Origin of the sequence: Sphingobacterium sp. B29 (assembly GCF_001952815.1) — a bacterium.
GTDB lineage: Bacteria > Bacteroidota > Bacteroidia > Sphingobacteriales > Sphingobacteriaceae > Sphingobacterium > Sphingobacterium siyangense.
The window spans coordinates 3,924,728-3,938,575 of record NZ_CP019158.1; the positions used below are offsets into that span (position 1 = coordinate 3,924,728).

Consider the following 13,848-nt stretch of genomic DNA (forward strand, 5'->3'; position numbering starts at 1 on the left):
AAATTCTACTTTGTAAATGTTCTAAAGTCTTGTCCGTTCTCGATATTCAATAATGTCTCGTAGATCAATCTGATCACGTTGTCAACATCTTCTTTATGTACCATCTCCACTGTTGTGTGCATATAACGGAGCGGTAAGGAAATCAATGCCGACGGTACACCACCATTGCTATAGGCAAATGCATCCGTATCAGTTCCTGTAAAACGAGAGGAAGCCTGACGCTGGAAAGGAATATTATTCTTTTCAGCAACCTTCACCAACAGTTTATTCAGATTGATCTGAACCGCTGGAGCATAAGACAATACAGGGCCTTTTCCTGAAAACAGATCTCCCTGCGTGATCTTATTGATCATCGGAGTTTGTGTATCATGTGTCACATCGGTTACGATAGCGACATTCGGTTTGATACGATCTGCAATCATTTCGGCGCCACGTAAACCAATCTCTTCCTGCACCGAATTTACGATATATAATCCAAATGGCAATTTCTTTTTATTCTCTTTTAGCAAACGAGCAACCTCAGCGATCATAAAACCACCGGCACGATTGTCCATAGCCCGCCCAACATAATAACGGTCGTTGAGGATAGAGAATGTATCTTCGTAGGTAATAACACAACCCACATGTATACCCAGGGCTTCAACCTCTTCTTTGGTACTACAGCCGCAGTCCAAAAAGATATTTTTCAGCGAAGGATTTTCTTCTTTCTCTCCCGAACGTGTATGAATTGCCGGCCAGCCGAATACAGCTTTGACAATGCCCTTTTCCGTATGGATATTCACGCGCTTAGACGGTGCAATCTGGTGATCCGAACCACCGTTACGAATCACATAGATCAGTCCATCTTTGGTAATGTAATTGACAAACCAAGAAATCTCATCCGCATGAGCCTCTATAACGACCTTGTACTCCGCTTTTGGATTGATTACCCCTACAGCTGTACCGTAGTTGTCAACGAATGTATCATCGACATAAGGCTTCAAATAATCCAACCACAGTCGCTGTCCTTCCCACTCAAATCCTGTAGGAGAAGCATTATTGATATATTTTTCAAAAAATGAAAGCGAATCTTTAGTCACAACCGCGTTGTGCTTCGGCTCTTTTTTTCTTGTTTTTTTCTGCCATCTTTTCCTTTTCTATTTACTTTCGTCAAAATATGAAAATTTCAATGAAATGCAAAAGTAAAAATGTTTTTTGAAATATTGTTTGCGCAATTTATTTTAGATCATAGCCCTTTATTTTAGTAAAAAGGATCAGCAAAAGACAATATTTCATTCACGATGAATAAATTAAGTTCGCAGCCCAATGATATTATATTTAAAAACAAATTGTAGGAATAAAAAATGAGATTAAAGCTTATCTTTACTCCAAAGTAATTTAAACAGCTATAAAATTTATGAATTCAATATTAAGTGCAATACATTGGAATATTGACCCTGAAATGTTCAACTTTGGCGCCTTTGCCCTTCGCTATTATGCCTTATGCTGGTTATTAGCGTTTTTTGTTTCATACGTGATCATGTTGCGTATATTCAAAAAGGAAGGCCGCACACAAGAGCAGCTGGATCAGCTTTCAATTTATATTTTCCTGGGCACTTTGATCGGAGCTCGATTAGGACACTGCCTATTTTACGATTTTGACTATTACAAAGATCATATACTTGAAATCTTCCTTCCATTTAAATGGGATAAAACAGGATTTCATATCACCGGCTTTGCAGGTTTGGCTTCTCACGGTGGCGCCATCGGAATTATCCTCGCATTATATTTATTCTGCAGAAAAACAAAAACCGACTTTCTATGGCTAGCGGACCGATTGGTTGTCGTAGTCCCTATTGCCGGTGCACTTATCCGTATCGGAAATTTCTTCAATTCTGAAATAATTGGTACGCCTACAGATCTACCTTGGGCTATCGTATTTGAACGTGTCGACAATGTACCGCGCCATCCGGGACAGCTTTATGAAGCAATCGCCTATATTTTGATCTTTATTATCATCGGTTCCCTATTCAAATCGAACCCCAATCGCCAAAAAGGTCAATTATTTGGCATATTCCTAGTCTTATTATTTGGTGCACGTATGGTGTTGGAACATTTTAAAATTGATCAGGAAGCCTTCGAGCAAAGTATGGCTTTAAACATGGGCCAATTACTGAGTATACCTTTTATCCTGGTGGGTTTCTACTTTATCTTCCGGAAAACCAAAGCTTAAAACAGGGCGCAATATATCCTTGTTTGCAAATACAAGATTTAACAGGCATCTTTTCTAGAAAAGATGCCTGTTTTTTTTTCCCAATACCTACAAAGATTACTATATTAGGCTTCAATAAATAATATATCCTTTTACAACAAGAAACTTAAGCCTAAAATGAGTCTAACACAAGCAGCATCTGTCGAAGCAAACGAAAAGATGCTTCAATACAATGGCCAATATGGAGCGTACGGCGGATCTTATATCCCCCCGGTACTGGAAGAGCAATTAAATAAACTGGCTTCTTTTTTCGATAGCCATGTCCAAAAAGAAGAATTTCAGAAAGAGTTTATTGCAATCTTAAAACATTATGTCGGTCGTCCCTCACCTTTATATTACGCCAAGAATTTAAGTGAGTATATCGGTTCCAAAATCTATTTAAAGCGGGAAGATCTCAACCATACTGGTTCCCACAAGATAAACAACTGTATCGGTCAAATTCTTCTGGCCAAACAGATGGGAGCAACAGAGATCATTGCCGAAACTGGCGCCGGTCAACACGGTGTTGCAACAGCAACAGCGGCTGCATTGTTAAACATACCATGTAAAGTATTTATGGGCGAAATTGACGCTGCACGCCAGGCGCTGAACGTCAAACGCATGGAATTGTTAGGCGCCGAAGTTGTAACGACCAACTTAGGTAGCCGTACATTGAAGGATGCCGTCGATGCGGCCTTGATGTATTACGTTGAAAATCCAACATCCTATTATCTACTGGGATCTCATGTCGGCCCGCACCCCTATCCAAAAATGGTCGGCTATTTTCAAAGCGTTATCGGTAAGGAAGCACGCCAGCAGATACTTGATCAGGAAGGGCGCCTTCCAGACAGCATCTTCGCCTGTGTAGGTGGTGGCTCAAATGCCATTGGCTTATTTTCGGGTTTCCTCGATGATCATGAGGTCGAAATTCATGGTGGCGAAGGCGGTGGAACCGGAACTTATCCAAAAACAGCTGCGACACTTTCTTTTGGCAAACCAACCGTATTCCAGGGAACCTTTTCGTACTGTTTGGTCGATGATGAGGGCAACCCGATCCCGTCAACCTCGGTGTCTGCAGGCCTTGACTACCCGGGGATATCGCCACAACATGCCCAGCTAAAAGATAGCAATCGTGCAAACTATCACCCCGTGACAGATGCAGAAGCGATTGAAGCCTACAAGCTACTTTCCCGACTGGAAGGTATTATTCCGGCCATTGAATCATCCCATGCTGTTGCCCTTGCGGTGAAATTGCTAAAAGACAAAAACAAAGTCGCTATTGTGAACCTCTCGGGACGTGGCGACAAAGATGTTGACCGCGAATTCTAAGCTGCAGCATCAAAATACATGAGTAGGCCGAGTGCAGGGCCCTAGGTTAGGCACTCGGTCTAAACGTTTTATCCATTAGCTAACAATCTCCAAGATGAAGCGACCAAGAAATCGTCGAATAGTTTTAAAAACAGTAATCAGCCTCGTCATCTTACTTTGCCTGGGCCTGATAGGCTATAATCTTTATCCAGAACCAACGTTGGATCAGCATGCCAAAGTAGACAAGCTTATCGTCTATAAATCAAAAAGAACACTATTGGCCTATAGTAAGGGAAAGCTCCTAAAATCTTACCGTATTTCATTGGGCGGCCAACCTGTGGGCGCCAAAGAATTTGAAGGCGATTTAAAAACACCCGAAGGGCTTTACACGATCAACGATAAAAATCAATATAGCAGCTATCACAAAAACCTGGGGGTCTCCTACCCAAATGAACAGGATATTGCCCACGCCAAAAGTTTAGGAAAAGATGCCGGTGGCGACATCAAGATCCACGGACTTCGAAACGGACTAGGCTTTATCGGTAAATTGCAGCGCCACATGGACTGGACTTTCGGTTGTATGGCACTTACAAATGCAGAGATTGACGAACTTTTTGATGCTGTTCCGATAGGCACAGCTATTGAAATAAAACCCTAACTGGAATAAAGACATAACTAAAATAACTCTTGACTGAAACATACCCCTAACGTCCTCAAGGCTAAAGCGTCGAATGGCCCGCCCATTACGCTCATCCGCTGGCCGCTTAGCCGTTCCCCCTATTTAACCCTATACCCCGTTTTCAAAATACTACAAGATAAACCCGAAATATTACAACCCCATGTCTAATAAATTATCGATTTTTGAGTTTACATTAGTAACTTGTATTTAAAATAATTCCGATGGAATATCCAATGTGATAAACACAAATACCGATGACCACATCACAGCATGCACGGCATCCAAGAATTAAATACACCTGCACAAAATCAACAGGAAATTCCATAGGACCTCTAAACGACAATATGTGAAGCATTCATAACTACCATTGGATGCAGACTTAAATCAGTAATAATTTATATATGAAACTTGCAATAAAGAATATGGTATGCAATAGATGCATTATGGTTGTTGAAAATGAATTGGCTAAGCTCAATCTCCATGTTAAGCATATTTCTTTGGGCCAGGTTGAGATTGAAGAAGAGCTGACCAAAGCGGAGAGCAAGCAACTTGCCTCAAATTTTTCGGCACTTGGTTTTGAATTGATTGACGATAAAAGAACCGTCATCATCGAACAGGTAAAACATATCGTATTGGATCTTATCCGTAATCAACATAACGACACCACCCTTAATCTTTCCGAAATCATCAGCACGAAAGTGCACCATGATTACAACTACATCTCCAATCTTTTTTCGGATGTTGAAGGCATAACCATCGAAAAATACGTCATCGGCCAGAAAATTGAATATGTCAAAGAGTTATTGGTTTACGATGAACTTACGTTGAGTGAAATTGCCTATAAACTCAATTACTCCAGTGTTGCTTATTTAAGCAATCAATTCAAAAAAGTAACCGGATTGACGCCAAGCCACTTTAAGCAGATCAAAGACAATAAACGCAAACCACTCGATAAGATCAACGACTAAGGACCTGCGATGCGCTTCACAGCACAGGAAGAAATCAAAGTTTGACCACTTCTGGCTATCGCAGAAAAAGAATATACAACGCCACTTTTGGGATATTACCAGCTGTCAAGACCGTTAATACGTGGTTCACAAAAAAAGAAAAGGCTTCCGAGCGGAAGCCTTTCTTTTAAAATTGCCCTTTCAAATTAGCAACCCTTATCTTAAATATCTCTAATTCTTTTTGTTGTTGATTGATAAAAGAATTTTCCTCTAGTTTTCCTACCACAATATCACGTTCTTCATCATTGGCATAAACCATGTTTTTGAACTGATTTTTGTAGTCTTTGGCACGGGATTTATAAATCTGTTCACCAATCCAGATACGGTGTCCAAGCGCCTGATCCAACAAAGATACAATTTTATCTGTTGATAAAACCATACCTTCCAAATTTAAGATTTCTATTAAAGACAAGAGTGCATGTTCACGTTTATCTAAGGGGTATGCTTTACTTTTATCATGATAGAATTCATGAATATCATCCCATGAATCTATTTTTTTTGATTTGACGTCATCTAGGAAAGTTTGCAGGGCATTGCTTTCGATCAGCTGTCCACCTATATTTTCCCAGCTCGTACGCGATCTACCCGATAAGGTTCCAATAATATCCTGCAGTGACAGGTCTTCCTCGAGGGCATCCATCAGGTGCAGTACACCATAGTATTTAATAAACGAACGATATAAATGATAAGCCTCGCCAACCTTCTGAATAACAGTCGGTCTGCGTGAATTTTCGGCTCCTTGCAGCAAAATTGTCTGATCTTTTAGGTCCATGTTGTTGGCAAGCAGTGCCCGGCCGGCAACAATACGTTCGTGCTTATCCTTCCCAACTGCATTGTGGAGACTATCTGCCACGGCCAAGGCCAGCATATCCATCCCTTCAAACATTTCATTCACCGTATCCGGTGCCAACATATCGTATTCAAAATATTGGTTTTTAAAATGTCGATTGTCCCGCGCCGCATACTTATTGGCATTCCGTACCAAAGCATACATATTGTACATAAACCAATACCCCGGAATCAAGACCAGTTGATCATGTTGTACGTCATTGCTCACTAAGGTAAAAGGCAACTTGATATCCAGTTCATGCAGAAAATCCCCTTTTACAATAAGGCAATACGATGCAAACCTGGAGTTGTGTTTTAGGCTCACACAGAGTCCAGGCCAAAAACCACGTCCCGCAATAATTTCACCGTCCGCAGCTCTGGAGTTGTGATTGGATCCTACGGTTGCTCCAGCAGCCATATTACTTTGGCCCATCACCAATGCCGCACATAAAAACGAGTTGTTATGGTGCTGTTCGTGCGCTGGAAAAATCAAGGAATTTAACACTTCACAACAGGAAATTGTCGAGTTGTCTCCCAAATAAGAGTTGATTAGGCGCGCGCCATATTTCAACTGCGAATAGGAAGCCAGGATAAAACGTACAGCTTTAACGCCGTAAAATATACGACAGCCATAGCCAATAATTCCATTAACAAGCTCACAACCCTCTCCGATCTGTGTATACGATTCCTGCGAGGAATTGACGGTTACATTTTTCAGCTTACTCACCCCTTTGATATAAGCATCAGTTCCGATCTTGACATTCTTGATCGTTAACGTATTTTTGATGACGCAACGGTCGCCAATCTGACTGTAATAGCCCCGTTGACTTCCAAATTTCTGATCAGTCAGTTCTCCAAATCGCTGCTGTAAAGTATGATCATGTCGATTGCGGGTCCATAGGTACACATCTGCAGCCTGCATACCATCAAAAGGGTAAACCGAACGGGCACCATTTTCGTTGCAGAGTTCCAGCTCGATCCGTTTTTCTGACTCTTCACCATCACGGAGAATACCATTACCGAATTTGGCTGTACTACCGGTCTCCATTTCCTTGATCTGGCTCAACAGCACTTCATTACCAACAATAAAGTAGGACAAGTAACCCACATGGTGGACAGCAACATCGTCGCCAAAGTCCGAACTGATGATCGTCGAATGATACAGGCCAATGGGCAGCTGCAAATTGCGGTAATCCAGGTAACTCGGACTCAAATTGCCAATACGGACCAGACCATAGAATTTACAGTGCTGAACCTGATTCGGATCAAAGACTGCCGATACTTTGACCTTGGACCAGTCTCTGGACCAGTTTCCATTGTTAATCAACTGTTGAACCTCCGTTTCCGTCAGATCACGATAGTCATTACGCGGGTTTTGCTGAAAGCGCAGGGTATATTCGTCCTGTCCTGTTGGAATAAACTCATCTGGGATAAATCCATAGCCCAGCTGTTCCAAAGGTTTCTTCTTCAATACACTCATCGGCCTCCTTACTCTACAGTTACCGACTTCGCCAGGTTACGTGGTTTGTCCACATCCAAGCCTAGCTCTACACCAATATAATACGATAGCAGTTGCAATGGTACAACCGAAATCAATGGAGCAATGATCTCATCGGCCTCCGGAATTTCCATAAAATCATCCGATAGATTTTCTGAAACAGCATCGCCTTTGGTAACCACCGATATAATCTTTCCTTTACGCGCTTTGATCTCCTGAATATTTGAAACAATCTTCTCGTGATAAGCATCTTTTGTAGCGATAAAAACAACCGGTAAGTTCTCGTCAACCAATGCAATAGGCCCATGCTTCATTTCTGCTGCAGGATAACCTTCGGCATGGATATAGGAAATTTCCTTGAGTTTAAGCGCACCTTCCAAGGCAACCGGGAAATTATACCCCCTACCCAAGAAAAGGAAGTCTCGGGCATCTTTGTACTTTTTGGCGATGGTTTTGATTTTATCAACCTGCGTATCCAAAATCCACTGGACCTTTTCAGGCACCTCATTTAATTCCTGTGCAAGTTTTTGATAACGTTCTTCGCTGATCGAGCCTCTCAAAGAAGCAATCTTTAAGGCGATCAGGTTCAATACAGTCAACTGTGCCGTAAATGCTTTTGTACTCGCCACACCGATTTCAGGTCCAGCATGTGTATAGGCACCTGCATCCGAAAGTCGTGCGATAGAAGATCCAACAACATTGACAACCCCCAATATAATAGCGCCTTGTTTTTTCGCATTTTCCAACGCAACCAATGTATCAGCCGTTTCACCACTTTGGGAAATCGCCAAGATAACATCCCCTGGATGAATAACCGGATTACGGTAGCGGAATTCCGACGCATATTCAACTTCTACATTAATACGGCATAATTCCTCAATAACATATTCTGCAATAAGTCCGGCATGCCAGCTCGTACCACAGGCAACAATCACAATGCGATTGGTATTGCTGATCTCATTCGCAAATTTTTCAATGCCACTCAATGTAATCTGATGGGATTGCAGATCCAGACGTCCACGCATGGAGTCAAAGATCGTTTGCGGTTGCTCGAAGATCTCTTTCAACATAAAGTGATCAAAGCCACCTTTTTCAATAGCCGACAACTCCAGATCCAATTTTTGGACATAAGGCGTGATGCGCTCATTACCCAGATTTTTAAGGATCAACTCCTCCGGAGTGATAATAGCCAATTCGTAGTCATTGATATAAACGACTTCTTTGGTATATGCTAGCATCGGGGAAGCATCTGAACCCAAAAAATGCTCATTTTTACCGATACCAATCACCAAAGGACTTCCTTTACGCGCTGCAATAATACGATCCGGATGACCAGCCTCCAATACAAGGATCACATAGGCCCCTACGACCCGTTTCAAAGCAATACGAATCGCTTCTTCTAAAGAGCATTCATTCTGCACTTGGATCTCTTCGATAAAGTTGACCAGAACCTCTGTATCGGTATCACTTTTAAATGTATAACCTTTATTGATTAATTCTGATTTTAAGGAAGCATAGTTTTCAATGATGCCATTATGAATCATCGCAATACGCCCGCTATTGGAATAATGCGGATGTGCATTCCGATCAGAAGGCTCACCATGGGTAGCCCAACGGGTGTGGCCTATCCCTGTGGTCGACTGTAGATCTTTGCCATACACAAACTCCTCCAAGTTTGCGACTTTACCTGTCTTTTTGTAAACATCGATCTGCTCACCTTTATGCAATGCCACTCCAGCACTGTCATAACCACGGTATTCTAACTTTTGTAATCCGTCAATGACGATACCATACGCCTGACGATAACCTGTGTATCCTACAATTCCACACATGTATGTCTCAATTTTAAGTGTATATTTTGTTAATGCGCCGCAATGTAATAAAAAATATCTACGCAATCGATTGATTAACCTAGAATTAACACAAAAAAGGCGGCTAATGTTTTATTAGTCGCCTTTTTCTATTGTAAAATGTATTATTTTTTAGTGTTCTGCCACATCTACATGGTCATAATCTTCCTTCATCAAGGCTTCATAATTTGTTTTTTCCTTCTTGCCAAAACGACGTTGAAGACTGTCAAAAATGGAGTACACCACTGGTACAACAACCAGGGTTAAAAATAAAGAAGATAACAAACCACCGATGATAACAATCGCAAGACCTCTATTCATATCGGCACCGTCTCCAGTAGCGATTGCAATAGGAATCATACCAAATACCATGGCAATTGTCGTCATTAAAATCGGACGAAGACGTGCATGATTGGCTGCCACCAATGCATCGTGCGTGTTATCGCCAGCTTCCTTACGATGGTTGGCAAAATCAACCAGCATGATCGCATTCTTGGCCACTAGACCAATCAACATGATGATACCCAAAATCGTAAAGATATTCAAGGTCTGATTTCCCAAAGCCAAGAACAACAGGGCTCCGATAAACGACAATGGAATCGAGAACAAGACCACAAATGGTGTGATAAAACTATCGTATAAAGCAACCATTACCAAATATACTAGGATAATAGATGCCAATAAGGCAATTCCCAAAGTACCAAAACCTTCGGTTTGGTTCTCCATGTTACCACCCCAGATAAAGACGATTCCCGGTTTACGCGGCAATTTTTCAAACTGTGCCTGCCACTCTTGCGCTACGGTACCCATCGGTCTACCGATGGCCTGTCCCTGAATGGATACTGCCGGCGACTTGTCGCGACGTTCCAACAAAGTAGGTCCCGAGCCATAAGTTACATTGGCAAATTGATCCAAAGAAATGGAAGCACCCTGATTATTGATAAATTTCAGATCACGCACGTTGTCGATATTGGCACGACCATTTTCCGCATAGCGGATATTGATATCGTACTCATTATCGCCGGCTCTGTATTTGTTATCCGTGTTTCCTGAAAATGCCGTTTGCATCGTCATACCCACAGTAGAGACATTCAGCCCCAAAGAGGTCATTTTATCACGGTCGATCTTCACATTGATCTCGGGGTTTCCCGCTTCAGAAGTCAATTTGACACCCGCTGCTCCAGGGATCTTGCGCAATTGATCTGCCGCCTTCTCCGCAAATTCCTGTGCATCTTCGACAGAAGCACCTATAATGGTCAGCTTCAATGGCGCCTGCTCCGCTCCCATGATACCCACATTGACCGTTTTGATTTTTGCACCGATCAGTTTATTTTCGAGTTCACGCTTCAGCGTCGCTGAATATACCTGTGAGTTGCCTTCAAAATTTTCTTTGTCGAGGATCACGTGGATCTCCGATTTGTAACGCGAACCCGTTGTCGAGGCCATACCGTCCGAGGACTGCCCCACTGTCGTAATAATTTCTTTGACATCGGGTTTCGATTTAATATAAGCCTCCGCTTTCTGCGTCAATAAGTTGGTCTTCTCCAGGGAAGCGTCTTTATCGAGTTCCAACTGGATGAAAAACTCCTTACGGTCGATACTCGGGAAGAAGTCCGAACCGATATAACCCATACCGACCAAAAAAAACGATGCCACAAGCAAACCAATAGCCAAAAACAAAGTAGCTAGTTTTGTACCAACGTTTTGTAAAGCCCATGTCAATAATCCTGCAACCCAATGTGTGAAGCTGTTCAAACCGCTTTCAAAGCCATGAATAATACGGCCAAAGAAAGATGTTTTGCTCAAGTGCTCCAATTTACCGAAACGCGAGTATAACCAAGGTACTACCGTAAATGACACCAATAAGGATAATAAAGTCGAGATGATTACAGTCACACAGAATTGCGCCAGGATATTGGCCACCAAGCCCGTAGACATCGCGATCGGAAGGAACACCACCACGATAACCAAGGTGATCGCCGTTACTGTAAATCCAATTTCCGAAGCACCATCAAATGCCGCACGCACCTTGTTTTTACCCATCTCCATGTGGCGGTGAATATTTTCGATAACAACGATCGCATCATCCACAAGAATACCGACCACCAGGGATAAACCTAGTAAAGACATCAAATTCAGGGTATAGCCCATTAGAAGCAAGCCAATAAAGGTAGCAATCAAAGATAAAGGAATCGCCACCATGGTGATCGCCGCATTACGTAAACTCTGCAAGAAGAACAACATGATAAAGCCCACCAATGCAATGGCAATCATTAAGTCGTGGATCACGTTATCGGCCGCATTCAATGTAAATTCTGAAGAGTCATTGGCCACTAGAATTTTAATATTCTGTGCCGCATAATCCTTCTCTACACCGCTAATTACTTTTCCGTTTTTATCGTGTACAGCAATCGTTTTCTTGACCGCTTCGGATACCGCTACCGCATTTGCATCAGACTGTTTAAAGACCTGCAATAAGATTGTATTCTGACGGTCAAGACGGGCTACTTTTTCAATCTCTTTGATACCATCCCGTACATCGGCGATATCGCGCAGATAGATCTGCACCCCTGCCGGCGTTGTGATCGGAAGGTTACGCAGCTCCTCGATCGAAGTGACTTTACCCGAAAGACGGATGGTTGTCCGGTTATCGCGGGTACTTACGTTACCTGTCGGGAAATCGAGATTGGATGCAGCTACTATTTGCTGTACCTGAGAAATTGTCAGTCCATAACCTTCAATTTTCTTCGGATCTACAGAGATCTGGATTTCACGTTCCTCTCCACCGATCAGGTCTACTTTTGCAACACCATTGATCCGCGCAAAGACCGGCTGGATTTTATTATCCAAAAGATCATAGAGTTCTTTCTCCGATAAGTTGGACGTTACGGCCAAACTCATGATGGCCACATCATCCAGGGAAAATTTGGAGAGTGAAGGTGTTTTTACATCATCCGGCAAATCGTTGATCACGGCATTGATTTTCCGTTGAGCATCGGTAAGCAGGAAGTTGACATCCGCACCGTTGTTGAGGGTGATCATGACAATTGATACCCCTTCCAACGAAGTCGACTCCACCTTTTTGATACTTTCCAGGGATGAAATGGCATCCTCTATTTTTTTTGTCACCGAACTCTCAACCTCTGCAGGTGAAGCTCCCGGATAGACCGTCTGTACCGTAATGACGTTAATTTCAAATTTAGGGACCAATTCATAGCCCAATCGCGTATAAGAAAACAACCCGCCTAATGTCAGTATTATAAATAATACGATAATTATACTGGGGCGTTTTATCGATATTTCGGTAATTTTCATTCGAATAATTTATTTTTAATAGCCATACAACCGGGGTTGCATCTGCTACTGATTACAGTATGCTCTATTTAATAATCTCTACAGGGCTTTGGTCAAATAGATTGATCTGACCCGAAACAATCACCTGATCGCCATTTTGCAAACCACCTAAGATCTCGATGTAATCACCAAAGTTTCTACCAGATTTGACATTTGTTTCGATTGCTTTACCGTTTTTCAGCACAAAGATCTTGTTGTCGCTCACACTACCCACAAAAGCATTTCGTGGTACGATCAATGTATTGCTGGCAACGCCCTCGCCGAAGATGGCCGTGCCATACATACCAGCACGCAATTGGTTCGATGCATTATTTACCTCGATTTCAACCGGGAAATTTAAGCTACCGTCCGATTTAGGTGCGATAAATGTTACTTTACCGGTAAAGCGTTGATCTGCATACACACTCGCTGTCACATCAACAGATTGACCGATTTTTAAGGTCGCTACATTCTTTTCGTCTACATTGACACGCAATTTCAAGGTCGCAACATTCACAATATCGAAGGCCGCAGCACCGACATTCAGGTAAGTGCCCGGTTCGATTTTACGTGAATTGATGATACCCGATACCGACGTTTTGATGGTTACATCGCCAGCATTTAATTTAGAAGCTTTTAAGTTATTTTTCGCATTCTCAAATTGCAATTTCACCTGATCTAACTGTTGTTTGGTTACACCTCCCGTAGAAAAAGCACTTTCAAAACGATTCAGATCAGCCTGCGCATTGGTATATGCCGCTTGCGCATTCGCCACGTTAACATTCAGTTTATCACCCTCGATGATTGCCAAAGTCTGTCCCGCACTCACATGCGAACCCTCATCAACCAATACTTTCGCTACCCGGCCGGCAGTTTCAGCCGAAACAGTTACTTCCTGTTTCGGAGAAAATGTTCCGTTAGCAGTATAGCGTAAATCCATGGAAGATACTTTTGCTGTATCGATACGCACAGCAATAGCCACATTTTTCTTGGCTACTTCCGCAGTTTCGGCTTCGTTTTTCTTTTTATTCTTATTTAACACAAAAAATATTCCTGCTAAACCAGCAGCAATAATAAGTAGGGTAATAATTCCGCGTTTCATATTGTATTAGTCA

General features: G+C 42.3%; 9 protein-coding genes. 4 read left to right on the forward strand and 5 right to left on the reverse strand.

Annotated elements, in window-relative coordinates:
* Positions 1-5 precede the first annotated feature (5 nt).
* Positions 6-1,079 (reverse strand): M42 family metallopeptidase, encoded by a 1,074-nt coding sequence (locus BV902_RS16660; protein ID WP_075992896.1) that lies wholly within the window; start codon positions 1,077-1,079, stop codon positions 6-8.
* Positions 1,080-1,396: 317 nt separating this feature from the next.
* On the opposite strand from BV902_RS16660, the gene lgt reads away from it, so the two are divergent.
* The 4 genes from lgt to BV902_RS16680 all read left to right on the forward strand — a co-directional run bounded on the left by lgt (position 1,397) and on the right by BV902_RS16680 (position 5,185).
* Positions 1,397-2,212: a prolipoprotein diacylglyceryl transferase gene (gene lgt, locus BV902_RS16665; protein WP_075992897.1), complete on the forward strand. Its 816-nt coding sequence runs from the start codon at positions 1,397-1,399 to the stop codon at positions 2,210-2,212.
* A 156-nt stretch (positions 2,213-2,368) separates the two neighbouring features.
* Entirely contained in the window at positions 2,369-3,559 is a 1,191-nt protein-coding gene (trpB, locus tag BV902_RS16670; protein ID WP_216640366.1) for a tryptophan synthase subunit beta, read from the forward strand.
* A gap of 94 nt (positions 3,560-3,653) precedes the next feature.
* On the forward strand, positions 3,654-4,196 hold the full coding sequence (locus BV902_RS16675) for a L,D-transpeptidase family protein (RefSeq protein WP_075992898.1): 543 nt from the start codon (positions 3,654-3,656) through the stop codon (positions 4,194-4,196).
* Between the two features lie 422 nt (positions 4,197-4,618).
* Entirely contained in the window at positions 4,619-5,185 is a 567-nt protein-coding gene (locus tag BV902_RS16680) for a helix-turn-helix domain-containing protein (RefSeq protein WP_075992899.1), read from the forward strand.
* Between the two features lie 166 nt (positions 5,186-5,351).
* Here the strand turns inward: BV902_RS16680 and BV902_RS16685 are convergent, their stop codons facing one another.
* The 4 genes from BV902_RS16685 to BV902_RS16700 form a co-directional block, all read right to left on the reverse strand.
* Positions 5,352-7,532: a DUF4954 family protein gene (locus BV902_RS16685; protein WP_075992900.1), complete on the reverse strand. Its 2,181-nt coding sequence runs from the start codon at positions 7,530-7,532 to the stop codon at positions 5,352-5,354.
* Positions 7,533-7,540: 8 nt separating this feature from the next.
* Positions 7,541-9,382: a glutamine--fructose-6-phosphate transaminase (isomerizing) gene (glmS, locus tag BV902_RS16690; protein ID WP_075992901.1), complete on the reverse strand. Its 1,842-nt coding sequence runs from the start codon at positions 9,380-9,382 to the stop codon at positions 7,541-7,543.
* A gap of 150 nt (positions 9,383-9,532) precedes the next feature.
* The gene (locus BV902_RS16695; protein WP_075992902.1) at positions 9,533-12,715 is read right to left on the reverse strand and encodes an efflux RND transporter permease subunit; all 3,183 of its coding nucleotides are present in this window, start codon (positions 12,713-12,715) and stop codon (positions 9,533-9,535) included.
* Positions 12,716-12,779: 64 nt separating this feature from the next.
* The gene (locus tag BV902_RS16700) at positions 12,780-13,835 is read right to left on the reverse strand and encodes an efflux RND transporter periplasmic adaptor subunit (RefSeq protein ID WP_075992903.1); all 1,056 of its coding nucleotides are present in this window, start codon (positions 13,833-13,835) and stop codon (positions 12,780-12,782) included.
* Between the last annotated feature and the right edge of the window lie 13 nt (positions 13,836-13,848).